Genomic DNA, 16,088 nt, shown 5'->3' on the forward strand with positions numbered 1-16,088 from the left:
AACAGAAACGACAAAGGGCCCCCGAAGGGACCCTTTGTGTTTTACATCAACAGCTTATTAAGCGAACGGGTGACGCAGAACGATGGTCTCGTTGCGGTCCGGGCCCGTCGAAATAATGTCGATTGGCGCACCGATCAACTCTTCAACACGCTTGATGTAAGCGCGGGCGTTGGCCGGCAGCTCTTCCAGGGTCTTGGCGCCCACGGTCGACTCGGTCCAGCCCGGCACTTCTTCGTACACAGGCTGCAGGCCCACGTAGCTGTCAGCGTCGGTTGGGGCAACGTCCTTGCCTTGCGCATCTTTGTAGCCGATGCAGATGTTGATGGTTTCCAGGCCGTCGAGTACGTCCAGCTTGGTCAGGCAGATGCCCGAGATGCTGTTCACATCGATAGCGCGACGCAGGATAACGGCGTCAAACCAGCCACAACGACGGGCACGACCGGTAGTGGCGCCGAACTCGTGACCTTGTTTGGCCAGGTGCGCACCGACGTCGTCGAACAGCTCAGTCGGGAACGGACCCGAACCTACGCGCGTGGTGTAGGCCTTGGTGATGCCGAGGATGTAGTCCAGGAACATCGGGCCGACGCCCGAACCCGTCGCAACGCCGCCAGCGGTGGTGTTGGAACTGGTGACGTACGGGTAAGTGCCGTGGTCGATGTCCAGCAACGAACCCTGGGCGCCTTCGAACATGATGTCTTTGCCAGCGCGACGCAGGTCGTGCAGCTCGGCAGTCACGTCCAGCATCAGCGGCTTGAGCAGCTCAGCGTATTCCTTGCACTCGGCCAGGGTCTTTTCAAATTCGATGGCCGGCTCTTTGTAGTAACCCACCAGCATGAAGTTGTGGTAATCCACCAGTTCACGCAGCTTGTCTTCAAAGCGCGGCATGTTGAGCAGGTCGCCCACACGCAGGCCACGACGTGCAACCTTGTCTTCGTAGGCCGGGCCGATGCCACGACCGGTCGTACCGATCTTCAGCTCGCCACGGGCCTTTTCACGGGCCTGGTCCAGCGCAACGTGGAAGGACAGGATCAGCGGGCAGGAGGGGCTGATACGCAGGCGCTCACGCACAGGTACGCCTTTCTCTTCCAGCTTGGTGATCTCGCGCAGCAGGGCGTCAGGTGCAACCACCACGCCGTTGCCGATCAGGCACTGTACGCCTTCGCGCAACACACCCGACGGGATCAGGTGCAAGACGGTTTTTTCGCCATCGATGACCAGGGTGTGGCCAGCGTTGTGGCCACCTTGGTAGCGCACTACGGCGGCAGCATGTTCGGTCAGCAGATCAACGATCTTGCCTTTGCCCTCATCACCCCATTGGGTGCCCAGGACTACGACATTCTTACCCATAACACTTGTCCTCATTCGCGCAAACTTGGTGCCGGCAGTGGCCGGCAGGAAAACTCAAGAAGCCAGTGGCGATACTTGCCAAAGCCCGTTCTGCAGAATCAATTGCCGGTCGCAGTCCGCTTCACGGGCGGCGGCCAATGGCTGCCCAGGCAAGGCCTGGACCACACGTTGACCCTCACTGCGCAACTGGCAAACCTGCTGCCAGAGTGCTGCGTCCGTACTGTCGGGCATCCAGATACCGCCAGACGGCAGCTCGACCTCAGCACGCCCCAGGGTCACCAGGGTTTTCAAATCGGTGGAAAAACCGGTCGCCGGACGGGCACGACCGAAGTCGGCGCCGATATCGTCATAACGACCGCCCTGGGCGATGGCCTGGCCAACACCCGGGACAAACACCGCGAACACCACACCGGTGTGGTAGTGGTAGCCGCGCAACTCACCCAAATCAAAATACAGCGGCAACTGCGGGAAGCGCGCCGACAACTGCTCGGCAATCGCCAGCACGTCGTCCAGGGCTGACAAAACGTCAGCCGGCGCATTCGCCAGGCGATCACGGGCGGCGGTCAATACTTCACGGCCGCCACACAGGTCTACCAGCGCACGCAGCATGCCGGCCAGGTCGGCAGGCACGCCCGCCGTCAGGGCGATCACTTCATCGATGGCCTTGCGTTGCAGGGCATCGAACAACTGTTGTTCCACTTCACCCGACAAGCCGGCCGCACGGGCCAGGCCGCGGTAGATGCCGACATGCCCGAGGTCCATGTGCACATCCGGCACATCGGCCAGTTGCAGCATGGCCAGCATCAGGCTGATGACTTCCACGTCGCTGCTCGGGCTGGCATCGCCATACAACTCGGCGCCCAGCTGGATCGGGCTACGGGAAGACGACAAGGCACGCGGTTGAGCATGCAGCACGCTGCCGGCGTAGCACAGGCGGCTTGGCCCTTCGCGACGCAGGGTGTGCGCATCAATGCGCGCCACTTGCGGCGTGATGTCGGCACGAAAGCCCATTTGCCGGCCCGATTGCGGGTCGATGACCTTGAAGGTGCGCAGATCCAGGTCCTGGCCCGCGCCGGTCAGCAGGGATTCCAGGTACTCGATATGGGGGGTCACGACAAACTCGTAACCCCAGCTCTGGAACAGATCCAACACCTGGCGGCGCGCGATTTCAATGCGCGCAGCTTCTGGTGGCAGTACTTCTTCGATGCCATCTGGCAGCAGCCAGCGGTCTACCGTTGCCATTACGCCATTCCCCTATGATCCGGGCGGCCAGCCCTCGGGCGAGCCTTGAGTGAAGCAGAAAATACCCGGCCCCTGCATAAACCACGCGCAAGAGCGACGTGACGAACGACCAACAATCGGCCTCGTCGGGCACTTTCCTCGAAAAACCTGTGGCGTCTGCGGCGCAAAACCACAATCAAACATGCAGACGCAAAAAAGCCGGGAATTTCCCGGCTGCCGCATCATACACCCGTTTTCTGAAAGGATCACCCCGCCCGGCATTTTAGCCGCCCGACGGAGTGATTATCAGACTACATGAGGGTTACTTGGACTTTTCCAGGTAGCGGAAGAAATCGCTACTTGGGTCCAGCACCATGACGTCGGTTTTGTTCGCAAAGCTTTCACGGTAGGCACGCAGGCTACGGTAGAACGCGTAGAACTCCTGGTCCTGGCCGTACGCCTTGGCGTAGATCGAAGCGGCCTGAGCATCACCATCACCACGGGCCTCTTCAGACTCGCGATAGGCTTCAGCCAACAGTACGCGACGCTGACGGTCGGCATCCGCACGGATCCCTTCTGCCAGTTCGTTACCCTTGGCGCGGTGCTCACGAGCCTCGCGCTCACGCTCGGTGCTCATACGCTCGAACACGCTGCGGTTCACTTCCTTCGGAAGGTCGATGGCCTTGACCCGAACATCGATCACTTCGATGCCCAGCTCTTTTTCCGCCATCGCGTTCAACGAACGCGTGATGTCCGCCATCAGCGCGTCACGTTCACCGGATACCACCTCGTGCAGGGTGCGCTTACCAAACTGGTCACGCAGGCCCGATTCCAGACGGCGCGACAAACGCTCGTCAGCAATCTGCTTGAGGCCGGAAGTCGCGGTGTAGAAGCGCTCGGCATCCTTGACGCGCCACTTGGCGTAGGCGTCAACCATCACAGCTTTCTTTTCCAGGGTCAGGAAGCGTTGTGTCGGTGCATCCAGGGTCATCAGGCGGCCGTCGAACTTGCGCACCTGGTTGACGTAGGGGACTTTCACATGCAGGCCCGGCTGGACATCCGCCTGGACCACGCGACCGAATTGCAGCAACACCGCGCGCTCGGTCTGAGACACGATATAGAAGCAGTTCCAGGCAGCGATGACCACGACGACGCCCACAATCAGGGCGGTCAGCGATTTATTGCTCATCAACGACTCTCCCTGGTACGTGTTTGCTGTTGCAGCAAGTCAGCGGCCGCACGGGCACTGGCTTCATTGGCAGCAGCATTGGAACCGGTGGACGGTGCGCTGGTGCTGCTACGACCACCTTCGATCATCTTGTCCAGCGGCAGGTACAGCAGATTGTTCTGCCCGCCCTTGCTGCCGGTCACGAGAACCTTGCTGGTGTTGCTGAAGACTTCCTGCATGGTGTCCAGGTACAGACGCTCACGGGTGACTTCCGGTGCCTTGCGGTACTCGGCCACCAGCTTGGTGAAGCGGTCTGCCTCACCCTTGGCGCGGGAAACCACTTCGTCGCGGTAACCGTTGGCATCTTCAAGGATGCGCTGGGCCTGACCACGGGCTTCCGGCACGACGCCGTTGGCGTAGGTTTCAGCCTGGTTGCGCGAACGCTGCTCGTCTTCACGGGCGCGGATCACGTCATCGAAGGCTTCCTGCACTTCACGCGGTGCCGCTGCGCTCTGTACGTTGACCTGGGTCACGGTGATACCGGTGCGATAGGTGTCGAGGAACCGTTGCAGGCGCTCCTTGATTTCGCTGGCCATCAATTCACGACCTTCGGTCAGCACCTGGTCCATTGCGGTGGAACCCACCACGTGGCGCAGGGCGCTTTCGGTCGCATGTTGCAGGCTGATTTCCGGCTGATCGACGTTCAGCACGAAGTCCTGCAGGTTGCTGATCTTGTACTGCACGGTCAGCGGCACTTCGACGATGTTCTCGTCTTCGGTCAGCATCTGGCCCTGCTTGGTGTAGGCACGCTCACGCGTGACGTTTTCCATGTACTTTTTATCGATCGGCGGGAAGTAGATGTTCAGGCCCGGGCCAACGGTCTCGTAGTACTTGCCGAAGCGCAGCACCACGGCTTGCTCCTGCTCGTCCACCACATAGACCGCGCTGTACAGCCAAACAGCCGCCAGCACGACGAGGCCGATGCCGAGCAGGCCGTAACCACCGCCCTTGCTCGTACGACCGCCTTCGTCACCACCACGTTTTTTCCCACCACCGAACAACCCATTCAGGCTTTCCTGCAGCTTTCGGAAGGCCTCGTCGAGATCTGGTGGCCCCTTGCGGTCGCCATTATTGCGGCGTTTACCACCCCAAGGATCCTGATTATTCGAGTTGCCACCCGGCTCATTCCAAGCCATAGCGCTCTCCATCTGATAAAGCAAAGACGCACCCACGGCGCGCCGACCAATGCTACAGAATGCCTGTCACAGCGGCACAACCGCTTTCTCAGGCTTTTATTGCAAAGTGTGTTGTTCGATGAACTCCGTCGGCACAACGCCTTCACGGCTGACCAGCCGATTCAGCTCCGAGCGCGGCAATCGAACGGCCAGCAAGCTGACGCCTTCTTCGTCGTGTTCTTCTTTCTGTACCGCGCCCAGCTCGAAAAACTGTGCACGCAGTCGAGCAAAACGCTGAGGCAAGCGCAAGGTGCCGACAAACAAATCGCTGCCCAACAACTCGGCAATGGCCTGTTCAAGCAATTCCAGGCCACTGCCATCACGCGCCGACAGCCAGACCCGCTGGGGCTTGCCGTTCTCGTCGCGCTGGATTTGTGGCTCAACGCCTTCAAGCAAATCGAGTTTGTTATAGACCTCGAGGATCGGCAAGTCCTGGGCACCAATCTCGCCCAGCACCACCATGACCTGTTCAATCTGCAACATGCGATCCGGTTCGGCCGCATCGATCACGTGCAACAGCAGGTCGGAATTGCTCGACTCTTCGAGCGTAGACCGAAATGCTTCGACCAGCTTGTGGGGCAGGTGACGAATGAAACCCACGGTATCGGCCAGGACAATCGGCCCCAGGTCGTCCAGCTCCAGACGGCGCAAGGTCGGGTCGAGGGTCGCAAACAGTTGGTCGGCCGCGTACACGTCCGATTTCGTCACGTTATTGAAGAGTGTGGATTTGCCGGCGTTGGTATAGCCCACCAGGGAAACGGTAGGGATATCCGCACGCATGCGGCCACGGCGCGATTGTTCGCGCTGGCTGCGCACCTTTTCCAGGCGGCCCTTGATCTGTCGCAGGCGCACCCGCAGCAGGCGCCGGTCGGTTTCCAGCTGGGTTTCACCCGGGCCACGCATGCCGATACCGCCACCCTGACGCTCAAGGTGAGTCCAGCCACGAACCAGCCGGGTGCTCATGTGGTCAAGCTGGGCCAGTTCTACCTGGAGCTTGCCTTCATGGGTACGGGCGCGTTGGGCAAAAATATCGAGAATCAGACCCGTGCGGTCGATCACGCGACACTCGAAGACACGTTCGAGGTTACGTTCCTGACTGGGCGTGAGGATGTGATTGAAAATCACCAGATCGGCCTTCTCGGCATGAACCAGGTCGCGCAATTCCTCGACCTTGCCGCTGCCAATCAGGAATTTGGCGGTTGGCCGATGACGCGGCACGTTAAAAAACGCGACGGTCTCGGCGCCGGCCGAATTTGCCAACTCCTGAAACTCCTGCGGATCTTCGCGCGCCTCAGGGTCCTGTCCATCCAAGTGAACGAGGATTACTCGCTCACCACCACCGTGGCGCTCAAAGAACAAAGGAGACTCCTATCAGGCGTTACCCGGTGCAGGCTCGGCGTCACCCTGTTCTTCGGTTGCGCTAGGCAGACGAATTGGACGAACCGGCACTACGGTCGAGATAGCGTGCTTGTAAACCATTTGGCTTACGGTGTTTTTCAGCAGGATCACGAACTGGTCGAACGACTCGATCGTACCTTGCAGCTTGATACCGTTGACCAGATAGATGGAAACCCCAACTTTCTCTTTACGTAAAGTATTCAAGTAAGGGTCTTGTAGCGAATGCCCTTTTGACATGTGCCGCACTCCTTTAAGGATCAATAATAAAAAATCGGAAAATAGATAGCTTATGGCCGTCACACCCCCAAGGATAGACGGCAATTGCAAGGACTCAGCTCAATATGGAGACCGTTCCCAAGTATTTCAAGGCGCGTGACAGATTGTCGCAATCCAGACTGTCCAGCCAGTGCAAATCAGTCCAGTTGCGCAGCCATGTGAACTGGCGCTTCGCCAATTGGCGCGTGGCAATGATGCCGCGCTCCTGCATTTCGGCTGACGTCAGCTTGCCATCCAGATGATCCCAGACTTGGCGGTAGCCTACAGCACGTATCGAAGGCAGCCCGGGATGCAGGTCACCTCTTGAACGCAGTGCTACGACCTCGTCCACAAACCCCTGTTCCAACATAATTGTGAATCTTTGTGCAATTCGTTCATGCAGCACCTGGCGATCCGCCGGAGCGATGGCCAGATTCGCCACAGTATAGGGCAATTGTGACTGTCCCGAAGCGCCTGCTTCAGTACTTTGCGCAGTTTGTTTCAGCCTGTGTTCAGTCATGGTCTGGCCGCTGACCCGCCAGACTTCCAGGGCCCGTGTCAGGCGCTGGGGGTCATTGGGGTGAATCCGCGCGGCGGAAACTGGATCCACAACCGCCAGTTGGTCGTGCAAGGCTTGCCAGCCAAGGCGTGCAGCCTCTTCTTCAAGTTCGGCGCGCACTTGCGGGTCGGCGGGCGGCATGTCGGCCAGGCCTTCCTGCAACGCCTTGTAGTAGAGCATCGTGCCGCCCACCAGCAGCGGAATCTTGCCCCGCGCGGTGATATCGGCCATGGCCGCCAGGGCATCGGTGCGAAAATCCGCCGCCGAATAGCTCTCGCTGGGATCGATAATGTCGATCAACCGGTGCGGATACTGGGCCAACAGCTCTTTTGAAGGTTTGGCGGTGCCGATGTCCATGTCCCGGTAAACCAGTGCAGAGTCGACACTGATCAGCTCGCACGGCAAGACCTTGGTCAGCTCGATGGCCAGGTCGGTCTTGCCGGCGGCCGTCGGGCCCATCAGGAAAATGGCGGGGGGCAAGGCACTCATCAACGGCCGCGCAAGAACAGTTTGTCCAGGTCGTCCAGGCCCATTTGGGTCCAGGTCGGTCGGCCATGGTTGCACTGGCCGCTGCGTTCGGTGTTTTCCATGTCCCGCAGCAGGCCATTCATTTCCGGCAGGGCCAGGCGGCGGTTGGCGCGGATGGCGCCGTGGCAGGCCATGGTGCCGAGCAGTTCGTTGATGTGCGCCTGGATGCGGTCGCTGGTGCCATATTCCATCAGGTCCGCCAGCACATCGGCCACCAGCCGGTTGGCCTCGGCCTGCTTGAGCAAAGCGGGAATCTGCCGGATAGCCAGGGTTTCCGGGCCCAGGCGCTGCAGCTCAAAGCCCAGCTTCTGGAACACGCTGAGGTGCTCTTCGGCGCAATCCGCCTCGCGCTGGCTGACCGCCAGGGATTCCGGCACCAGCAGCGGCTGGCCGCTCAAGCCTTCGCTGGCCATGGCGATTTTCAGGCGCTCGTACATGATCCGCTCGTGAGCGGCGTGCATGTCCACCAGCACCAGGCCATGGGCATTTTCAGCAAGGATGTAGATGCCCTTGAGCTGAGCCAATGCGTAACCCAACGGCGGCACATCGCCCTGGCCTTCCGGCAAGGCCGCAGCACCCGACTCGGCACCGGGCAGCGGCGCAAAAAACTCGCGATAGGCTGCCTGCGCCTCGGCCACCGGCACCGCCGATTGCGGGCGCGGTGTGTATTGGTACTGATAACCGGCGCCAGCTCCTGAGCCAGGCGCTGTATAGCTCGGCTGGGCTTGCGGCGATTGCAGCAGGTTGGCTGCCAGGCTCATTTCGCCCTGAGGCCCGAATTCACCGGCTTCCGGTCCCGAAGGACGGACAATCGCCGTGACAATCGGCGCCGACAGTTGATCATCCGGGCGCACATCGCCCAGGGCGCGGTGCAGGGTGCCGTAGAGGAAGTCGTGAACCATGCGCCCGTCACGGAAGCGTACTTCGTGTTTGGTCGGGTGCACGTTAACGTCCACCACCGATGGGTCGACTTCAAAAAACAGCACAAATGTCGGGTGCCGCCCGTTGAACAGCACGTCGCGATACGCCTGGCGCACCGCGTGGGCCACCAGCTTGTCGCGCACCGCCCGGCCATTCACAAAGAAATACTGCAAGTCAGCCTGGCTGCGGGAAAAGGTCGGCAACCCTACCCAACCCCACAGGCGCAAGCCATTGCGCTCAATCTCGATCGGCAGCGCCTGTTCCAGGAACCCGCCGCCGCAGATGGCCGAGACACGCCGCGCACGGGCCGCATCATCATGGGCCTCGTGCAGGCTGAGGATGGTCTTGCCGTTGTGACGCAGATGAAAAGCCACATCAAAGCGGGCCAGCGCCAGACGCTTGATGACTTCCTGCAGGTGATCGAATTCGGTTTTTTCGGCCTTGAGGAATTTACGCCGGGCCGGGGTGTTGAAGAACAGGTCGCGCACTTCCACCGAAGTGCCTACCGGGTGCGCAGCCGGCTGGACCCGGGGCGCCATGTCGCGGCCTTCGGTTTCCACCTGCCAGGCCTGGTCGGCGTCGCGGGTGCGAGACGTCAGGGTCAGACGGGCCACGGAGCTGATGGACGCCAGGGCCTCACCGCGAAACCCGAGGCTCATCACCCGCTCCAGGTCTTCCAGGTCGCGAATCTTGCTGGTGGCGTGACGGGCCAAGGCCAGCGGCAGGTCGTCGGAGGAGATCCCGCTGCCGTCGTCGCGTACCCGCAGCAGCTTGACGCCGCCCTGTTCCACGTCGACATCGATGCGCTTGGCGCCGGAGTCGATGCTGTTTTCCAGCAACTCCTTGATCACCGAAGCCGGCCGCTCGACCACCTCGCCCGCCGCAATCTGGTTCGCCAGGCGCGGGCTTAGCAGTTCAATGCGCGAGGTGTTGCTCAAGACTGTTTCGCTCATTATTGCGCCGCCAGTTCAGTGCCAGGGATGGTCAACACCTGGCCGACCTTCAGTTCATCGGTCTTCAGGTTGTTGGCACTGCGCAAGGTCGCCGCAGACACCTGGAAGCGCACCGCCAGCATCGCCAGGGTGTCGCCGGGCTGGACGCGATGGTCACGCGGGCCCTGGGCGATCTTGCCGGAGTCACGCAGCCAGGCGATATAAGTGCCCGGCGGCGGGTTCTGCTGGAAGAACTGGCGAACACCGGCGCTGATGGACCGCGCCAGCGCCTGCTGGTGGCTGGCGGAGGCCAGTTTCGAGGCTTCATTGGAGTTGGAGATAAACCCGGTTTCCACCAGGATCGACGGAATATCCGGCGACTTGAGCACCATAAACCCGGCCTGCTCCACGCGCTGTTTGTGCAGCGAGGTGACACGGCCAATGTTGCTCAGGACTTTTTGCCCGACGTTCAGGCTGGAGGTCAGCGAGGCGGTCATCGACAGGTCGAGCAATACGCCAGCGAGCATCTTGTCCTTGTCATCAAGGGACACGTTGCCGGCCCCGCCGATCAAGTCGGAACGGTTTTCACTGTCCGCCAGCCAACGGGCGGTCTCGGACGTAGCGCCGCGATCAGACAGGGCAAACACCGAGGCACCAAACGCAGCCGCCGAAGGCGCGGCGTCGGCGTGGATCGAGACGAACAGGTCGGCGCCCTTCTTGCGGGCGATTTCGGTACGGCCACGCAGCGGGATGAAGTAGTCACCGGTACGGGTCAACTCCGCGCGATAGCCTTTCATGCCATTGATCTGGCGCTGCAGTTCGCGGGCGATGGCCAGTACCACGTCTTTTTCATGCTGGCCGCGCGAACCGGAGGCGCCCGGGTCTTCCCCGCCGTGACCGGCATCGATGACCACGATGATGTCGCGTTTGCCCGCCGGTGCAGGTGGCGGCGGCGGCAATTTGACCTGGGGTTGCGACTGGGTGACCGGCACCGCCGGTATCGTCGCGACGCTTGGGGTTGGCGCAGGCGGCGGCGCAGCATCGGCGGCGTTGTCGAACAGGTCGACCACCAGCCGGTTGCCATATTGCGCGTTGGGCGCCAGTACGAAGCTTTTCGGGGTTACGGCCTTTTTCAGGTCGATGACCACTCGCAGGTCGGTCGGCGTACGTTGAGCCGAGCGCATCGCGGTAATCGGGGTATTGGCCATGGCGACTTTCAACGGCGCGGCGAGGGTCGCACCGTTGATATCAATCACCAGGCGATCGGGCGCCGTGAGGGTGAAGACGCTGTGCTGAACCGGGCCAGACAGGTCGAATACCAGTCGCGTGTTATCCGGTGCCCGCCACAGGCGAACACTTTTCACCTGTGAGGCCGCCAGTGCATTGAAAGTCATTGCCGCAAGCAACACCCCTACGACAGTAACCAACGCGCGAAAGCGCATACCTAACCCCATCAATTATTTGAATTCCAATGCCAAGGCGGCGCACCACGACTCGCCGCGCGCGCTCTGGGACAACAACTTCAGCTGACGTCCTTGCTTATGCGGGGTAATGGTAATGGTCAGGTCCGGCTTTGGCAAAAAGCCTGTGCCTTTATCTGGCCACTCGATCAGGCACAACGCGTCTTCATCGAAGTAATCGCGGATGCCCATGTATTCCAACTCTTCCGGGTCCACCAGCCGATACAGATCGAAATGGAAGGCCCGCACCGAGCCAATCTCGTAGGGCTCCACCAGGGTAAACGTAGGACTCTTCACAGCACCTTCATGCCCCAACCCGCGAATGATGCCCCGGGACAAGGTGGTTTTTCCGGCGCCCAAATCACCCTCCAGAAAGATCAGGCCCGAGCCTTGAGTCGCCTTGGCAATACGATTGCCAAGCGCGACCATGGCGTCTTCATCGGCCAGGAAAAGAATTACTTCAGACACGGTGATTGCTCCTCCAGCAACTGACGAATGGCGGGAATCAAGTCGCTGGCGGCCAGCCCGCGACCAAAGGTGCCCTGCCGGTCGCCGGCAGTGGCATGTAACCAGACGGCCAGGCAGGCGGCGTCGAATGTCGGCATGCCTTGGGCCAGTAAAGCACCGACCAGGCCAGCCAACACGTCACCCAGGCCGGCTGTCGCCATCGCCGGGTGGCCCTGGTCACAGCGGGCAACGCGACCGTCCGGGCTGGCGATCAAACTGCCGGCGCCCTTGAGGATCGCCACCGCGTTGAATTTCTGACTCAACGCGCGCGCCACGTTAAGGCGATCGGCCTGAACCTCGGCTGTCGAAATCCCCATAAAACGAGCCGCTTCGCCAGGATGCGGGGTGATCACGCAATTGTCGGGCAGGCTGACCTTGCCCGCGGCCAGCAGGTTCAAGGCATCGGCGTCCCAGACTTGCGGCTGCGTGGCATTGGCCGCCACCGACAACAGGCTTTTGCCCCAGGAAGCCTCGCCCAGGCCCGGGCCGATGACGATCACGGAAATCTTTTCCAGCAGGCCCATCAATTGATTGGCCGAGTGCACGCCTACCGTCATCACCTCCGGCAACCGGGCCAGCGCCGCCGCTACGTGCTCGCTGCGGGTCGCGAGGGAAACCATGCCGGCACCGCTGCGCAGGGCGCTTTCGGCGCTGAGCAAGGCCGCGCCGCCAAAACCCCGGTCGCCACCGATCAGCAATACATGGCCGAACTGGCCTTTATGGGCGTCCGGGGAACGCGCAGCGAGTTGCGGCAATTGGCCGGGCAACAGGTGCTGAACGTCGGGTATTTCGTGTTTTGTCTGCGGCATGCGTCTTCAAGCTCCGATGTCTGGCAGAATTATACGCATCTAACCTGCGGTTTCTCTTGTTCATGCCTGCTATTACCTACGACCTGCCCGCCCTCGCCCAATCGATCAAAGACTGGGGCCGCGAGCTGGGCTTTCAACAAGTGGGCATCAGCGGCCTCGACCTCGCCGAGCATGAACAGCACCTGCAACGCTGGCTCGACGCCGGCTATCACGGCGAAATGGACTACATGGGCGCCCACGGCAGCAAGCGCTCACACCCGGAAGAACTGGTGCCCGGCACCTTGCGCGTGGTGTCCCTGCGCATGGATTACCTGCCCGGCGACACACAAATGGCCCAACTGCTGGCCAAACCCGAAAAAGCCTACATCTCCCGTTATGCCCTGGGCCGCGACTACCACAAGCTGATCCGCAAACGCGTGCAGCAACTGGCCGACCGGATTCAGGCACAGATCGGCCCGTTCGGCTTTCGTGCCTTTGTCGACAGCGCCCCGGTGCTGGAAAAAGCCATCGCCGAAAAAGCCGGGCTGGGCTGGATCGGCAAAAACACCCTGGTACTCAATCGCAAGGCCGGCAGCTACTTTTTCCTGAGTGAGTTGTTTGTCGACCTGCCGTTGCCGGTCGACCCACCCCACACCACCGAACACTGTGGCCGCTGCACCGCCTGCCTGGACATCTGTCCTACCAACGCGTTCGTCGGGCCTTACGTACTGGACGCCCGGCGCTGCATTTCCTACCTGACCATCGAACTGAAAAGCGCGATTCCGGAGGAGCTGCGCCCACTGATCGGTAACCGGGTATTCGGCTGCGATGACTGTCAGATCGTTTGCCCGTGGAATCGTTTCGCCCGGCCTACCACCGAAAGCGATTTCAAGCCCCGGCACAATCTGGATAACGCCGAGCTGGCCGAATTATTCATGTGGGACGAGGACAAGTTCCTCAGCAGCACCGAAGGCTCGCCGTTACGCCGCGCCGGCTATGAGCGCTGGCTGCGCAACCTGGCCGTGGGCCTGGGCAACGCGCCGTCGAGCATTCCGGTGCTGGAAGCGTTGAAGGCGCGCCGGGAGTATCCGTCGGAGCTGGTGCGCGAACACGTGGAGTGGGCGCTGAACCAGCACGCCGAGCGTCAGTGCACGTCGTCGTTGTAGACGAACTTGGGCATTTCCCAGTGAAAGCGGATCGCCAACAGGCGCAGTAGAAAGCCGCTGAACAGTGTCAGCAGGATGGATTGCTCGCTGGGCAGTTCAAGGTAGAGGCACAGCATGTAGAACCAGGCGGCGAGGAACGACACGCTGGCGTACAGCTCGCGGCGGAAGATCAGCGGGATGTCGTTGCAGAAGATGTCTCGCAGGATGCCGCCGAACACCCCGGTGATCACACCACTGACCGACGCCACCAGCATGCCATGCCCCATTTCCAGGGCGGTCATGCAGCCGATCAAGGTAAAGGCCACCAGGCCCACGGCGTCCAGCGCGAGGAACAGCGAGCGCAGATGGCGCATCAGTGGCGCGATGAAGATCGTCACCAGGGCCGCGATGGAGGTCAGCACCAGGTATTCCGGGTGCTTGACCCAGGTCAGCGGGTAGTGGCCGAGCAACACGTCACGCACCGAACCGCCGCCCAGCGCCGTCACGCAGGCGATCAGCACCACACCAAACCAATCCATCCCACGCCGCCCGGCGGACAAGGCGCCAGTCATGGCTTCGGCGGTGATGGCGATGAGGTAGAGCATCAACAGCATGATGGCGATCCTTGCAAAGTTGTGGCGAGGGGGCTTGTCCCCCGTTGGGGTGCGAAGCAGCCCCTTTTAAAGGCAACGGAGTTTTTCAGGTAGGCCGGGGTGCCAGATTTTAGGGCCGCTTCGCAGCCCAGCGGGGGACAAGCCCCCTCACCACGACTCAAGTCAGAACTTGATGAAATGCTTGCGGTAATGCTGCAGCTCGGCAATCGATTCGCGAATATCGTCCAGCGCCAGGTGGGTGCTGCCCTTGTGGAAGCTGTCTTTGACTTCCGGCGCCCAGCGTGCGGCCAGCTCTTTCAAGGTCGACACATCCAGGTTGCGGTAGTGGAAGTAGCTTTCCAGCGCCTTCATGTGGGTATAAAGAAAGCGGCGGTCCTGGCAAATGCTGTTGCCGCAGATCGGCGACTTGCCCTTGGGCACCCACTTTTCCAGGAAGGCGATGGTTTCAGCTTCAGCCTCGGCCATGCTCACGCGGCTGTCACGCACGCGCTGGGTCAGGCCCGAGTTGCCGTGGGTGCGGGTGTTCCACTCGTCCATGGTGGCCAGCACCGCGTCGCTGTGATGAATGGCGATCACCGGACCTTCGGCCAAGGTGTTGAGGTTGCTGTCGGTGACAATGGTGGCCATCTCGATGATGACGTCGGTGTCAGGGTTCAGACCGGTCATTTCCAGATCGATCCAAATCAGGTTCTGTGGGTTTTGCATGTCGTGGTTCCTTGGCACCTTGGCGTAGCTGCGCAGTTTAGCAGGCAGGGCGTGCTAGACTCGCGACCGTTTTACCTAACCTTTGCATTATCGACACGGAACACCAATGGCCAAACGCCAGCTCAACCGTCGCCAAAACTGGCGCATCGAAAAGATTCAGGGTGAACGCGCTGCCCGCGCCGCCAAACGTGAATCCTCCGCCGTGGAAGCGCTTGAGGGCGGCGACCTGGGCCCCGAGCAAACCGGCCTGGTGATCGCGCACTTCGGTGTGCAGGTCGAGGTCGAGGCCACAGAAGGCGACTCCGCAGGCCAGGTGTTCCGTTGCCACTTGCGCGCCAACCTGCCTGCGCTGGTCACCGGCGACCGGGTGGTGTGGCGTGCCGGCAACCAGGGCATCGGCGTCATCGTCGCCCAGTTGCCGCGCACCACCGAACTGCGGCGGCCCGACAGCCGTGGCCAGCTCAAGCCGGTGGCGGCCAACGTCGACATGATCGTCATCGTCTTCGCGCCGCTGCCCGAGCCCCATGCCAACCTGATCGACCGCTACCTGGTAGCGGCCGAGCACGCCGGCATTCGCCCACTGTTGCTGCTGAACAAGTTCGACCTGATCGACGAGCAGAACGCTCCGGCGCTCAACGCGCTGCTGGCGGTGTACCGCACCCTCGGCTATCCGGTGCTGGAAGTCTCGGCACATCACGGCAACGGCATGGAGCAGTTGCAGACCGAGCTCGACGGACGCATCAGCGTGTTCGTCGGCCAATCGGGCGTGGGCAAGTCGTCCCTGGTCAACAGCCTGTTGCCGGAAGTCGAAACCCGTGTGGGGCCATTGTCGGAGCTGTCCGGCCAGGGCACCCACACCACCACCACCGCCCGGTTGTTCCACTTCCCGGGCGGCGGTGAACTGATCGACTCCCCCGGGATTCGTGAATTCGGCCTGGGCCACGTGAGCCGCGCCGATGTTGAAGCGGGCTTTATCGAGTTCAACGACTTGATCGGCACCTGCCGCTTCCGCGACTGCAAACATGACCGCGAGCCGGGTTGCGCCCTGCTCAAGGCCCTGGAAGACGGCCGCGTGCAGCAGCAGCGGATGAACAGCTATCGCTCGATCATCGCCAGCTTGCCCGAGACCAGTTACTAAGCAGCGAATCGGTGCCGTGCCATGCCTTGAAACACATAAGGCAGGGCACGGAACCCCCAACCCCATTGATTAAATCGGGTCAGCCATCAAGAATCCGCTGCAACTGGGCGGCCCATGATGCAAGCCAGCTTGAATTCGATTTTCCCTATGCTCATAATCGCTCCGTC

General features: G+C 61.3%; 15 protein-coding genes. 2 read left to right on the plus strand and 13 right to left on the minus strand.

What is annotated here, in order from left to right:
• Window positions 1-57: 57 nt before the first annotated feature.
• From P3C29_RS16620 to P3C29_RS16670, 11 genes are all read right to left on the minus strand, one after another.
• Entirely contained in the window at window positions 58-1,347 is a 1,290-nt protein-coding gene (locus P3C29_RS16620; protein WP_078469554.1) for an adenylosuccinate synthase, read from the minus strand.
• A gap of 54 nt (window positions 1,348-1,401) precedes the next feature.
• On the minus strand, window positions 1,402-2,589 hold the full coding sequence (locus P3C29_RS16625; RefSeq protein WP_201126016.1) for an ATP phosphoribosyltransferase regulatory subunit: 1,188 nt from the start codon (window positions 2,587-2,589) through the stop codon (window positions 1,402-1,404).
• 301 nt (window positions 2,590-2,890) lie between these two features.
• Complete coding sequence (hflC, locus tag P3C29_RS16630; protein WP_003217510.1) at window positions 2,891-3,757, minus strand: protease modulator HflC; 867 nt, start codon at window positions 3,755-3,757, stop codon at window positions 2,891-2,893.
• Window positions 3,757-4,932 (minus strand): FtsH protease activity modulator HflK, encoded by a 1,176-nt coding sequence (gene hflK / locus P3C29_RS16635; protein WP_201126015.1) that lies wholly within the window; start codon window positions 4,930-4,932, stop codon window positions 3,757-3,759. Before hflK ends, hflC begins: the two co-directional genes overlap by 1 nt.
• Window positions 4,933-5,028: 96 nt before the next feature.
• Window positions 5,029-6,330, minus strand: coding sequence for a ribosome rescue GTPase HflX (gene hflX, locus P3C29_RS16640; RefSeq protein WP_003217514.1), 1,302 nt, complete (start codon window positions 6,328-6,330; stop codon window positions 5,029-5,031).
• A gap of 12 nt (window positions 6,331-6,342) precedes the next feature.
• The gene (gene hfq / locus P3C29_RS16645) at window positions 6,343-6,606 is read right to left on the minus strand and encodes an RNA chaperone Hfq (protein WP_003217515.1); all 264 of its coding nucleotides are present in this window, start codon (window positions 6,604-6,606) and stop codon (window positions 6,343-6,345) included.
• 94 nt (window positions 6,607-6,700) lie between these two features.
• Entirely contained in the window at window positions 6,701-7,672 is a 972-nt protein-coding gene (gene miaA / locus P3C29_RS16650) for a tRNA (adenosine(37)-N6)-dimethylallyltransferase MiaA (RefSeq protein WP_275964946.1), read from the minus strand.
• Window positions 7,672-9,570, minus strand: coding sequence for a DNA mismatch repair endonuclease MutL (gene mutL, locus P3C29_RS16655; protein WP_275964947.1), 1,899 nt, complete (start codon window positions 9,568-9,570; stop codon window positions 7,672-7,674). Before mutL ends, miaA begins: the two co-directional genes overlap by 1 nt.
• Window positions 9,571-9,584: 14 nt before the next feature.
• Window positions 9,585-11,018: an N-acetylmuramoyl-L-alanine amidase gene (locus P3C29_RS16660; protein WP_201126014.1), complete on the minus strand. Its 1,434-nt coding sequence runs from the start codon at window positions 11,016-11,018 to the stop codon at window positions 9,585-9,587.
• A 3-nt stretch (window positions 11,019-11,021) separates the two neighbouring features.
• The gene (gene tsaE / locus P3C29_RS16665) at window positions 11,022-11,492 is read right to left on the minus strand and encodes a tRNA (adenosine(37)-N6)-threonylcarbamoyltransferase complex ATPase subunit type 1 TsaE (RefSeq protein WP_010173790.1); all 471 of its coding nucleotides are present in this window, start codon (window positions 11,490-11,492) and stop codon (window positions 11,022-11,024) included.
• A complete protein-coding gene (locus tag P3C29_RS16670; protein WP_275964939.1) occupies window positions 11,480-12,340 on the minus strand; it encodes an NAD(P)H-hydrate dehydratase in 861 nt (286 codons plus the stop codon). The genes tsaE and P3C29_RS16670 overlap by 13 nt, the downstream gene beginning before the upstream one ends.
• Window positions 12,341-12,402: 62 nt before the next feature.
• Here P3C29_RS16670 and queG point away from each other — a divergent pair, with 62 nt between their 5' ends.
• Window positions 12,403-13,485 (plus strand): tRNA epoxyqueuosine(34) reductase QueG, encoded by a 1,083-nt coding sequence (gene queG / locus P3C29_RS16675; protein ID WP_275964940.1) that lies wholly within the window; start codon window positions 12,403-12,405, stop codon window positions 13,483-13,485.
• On the opposite strand, the gene P3C29_RS16680 is transcribed toward queG, so the two are convergent.
• Both P3C29_RS16680 and orn read right to left on the minus strand, forming a co-directional pair.
• Window positions 13,464-14,081 (minus strand): trimeric intracellular cation channel family protein, encoded by a 618-nt coding sequence (locus P3C29_RS16680; RefSeq protein ID WP_176159752.1) that lies wholly within the window; start codon window positions 14,079-14,081, stop codon window positions 13,464-13,466. The two genes, queG and P3C29_RS16680, sit on opposite strands and share 22 nt — an antisense overlap.
• Before the next feature lie 159 nt (window positions 14,082-14,240).
• On the minus strand, window positions 14,241-14,783 hold the full coding sequence (gene orn, locus P3C29_RS16685; RefSeq protein WP_003217529.1) for an oligoribonuclease: 543 nt from the start codon (window positions 14,781-14,783) through the stop codon (window positions 14,241-14,243).
• 106 nt (window positions 14,784-14,889) lie between these two features.
• Here orn and rsgA point away from each other — a divergent pair, with 106 nt between their 5' ends.
• Window positions 14,890-15,921 carry a small ribosomal subunit biogenesis GTPase RsgA gene (gene rsgA / locus P3C29_RS16690; RefSeq protein WP_275964941.1) on the plus strand — a complete coding sequence of 344 codons (1,032 nt, stop codon included), beginning with the start codon at window positions 14,890-14,892 and terminating at the stop codon, window positions 15,919-15,921.
• The last annotated feature ends 167 nt before the right edge of the window (window positions 15,922-16,088 follow it).

It is taken from the genome of Pseudomonas sp. 1912-s, assembly GCF_029269205.1.
Taxonomy (GTDB): domain Bacteria; phylum Pseudomonadota; class Gammaproteobacteria; order Pseudomonadales; family Pseudomonadaceae; genus Aquipseudomonas.

Bases quoted from the DNA above. Each gene is read 5' to 3' on its own strand.
- P3C29_RS16625 (WP_201126016.1), bottom strand. From the start codon at position 2,589: ATGGCAACGGTAGACCGCTGGCTGCTGCCAGATGGCATCGAAGAAGTA.
- P3C29_RS16620 (WP_078469554.1), bottom strand. From the start codon at position 1,347: ATGGGTAAGAATGTCGTAGTCCTGGGCACCCAATGGGGTGATGAGGGC.
- P3C29_RS16660 (WP_201126014.1), bottom strand. From the start codon at position 11,018: ATGGGGTTAGGTATGCGCTTTCGCGCGTTGGTTACTGTCGTAGGGGTG.
- P3C29_RS16670 (WP_275964939.1), bottom strand. From the start codon at position 12,340: ATGCCGCAGACAAAACACGAAATACCCGACGTTCAGCACCTGTTGCCC.
- miaA (WP_275964946.1), bottom strand. From the start codon at position 7,672: ATGAGTGCCTTGCCCCCCGCCATTTTCCTGATGGGCCCGACGGCCGCC.
- orn (WP_003217529.1), bottom strand. From the start codon at position 14,783: ATGCAAAACCCACAGAACCTGATTTGGATCGATCTGGAAATGACCGGT.
- hflC (WP_003217510.1), bottom strand. From the start codon at position 3,757: ATGAGCAATAAATCGCTGACCGCCCTGATTGTGGGCGTCGTCGTGGTC.
- hfq (WP_003217515.1), bottom strand. From the start codon at position 6,606: ATGTCAAAAGGGCATTCGCTACAAGACCCTTACTTGAATACTTTACGT.
- queG (WP_275964940.1), top strand. From the start codon at position 12,403: ATGCCTGCTATTACCTACGACCTGCCCGCCCTCGCCCAATCGATCAAA.
- hflK (WP_201126015.1), bottom strand. From the start codon at position 4,932: ATGGCTTGGAATGAGCCGGGTGGCAACTCGAATAATCAGGATCCTTGG.
- rsgA (WP_275964941.1), top strand. From the start codon at position 14,890: ATGGCCAAACGCCAGCTCAACCGTCGCCAAAACTGGCGCATCGAAAAG.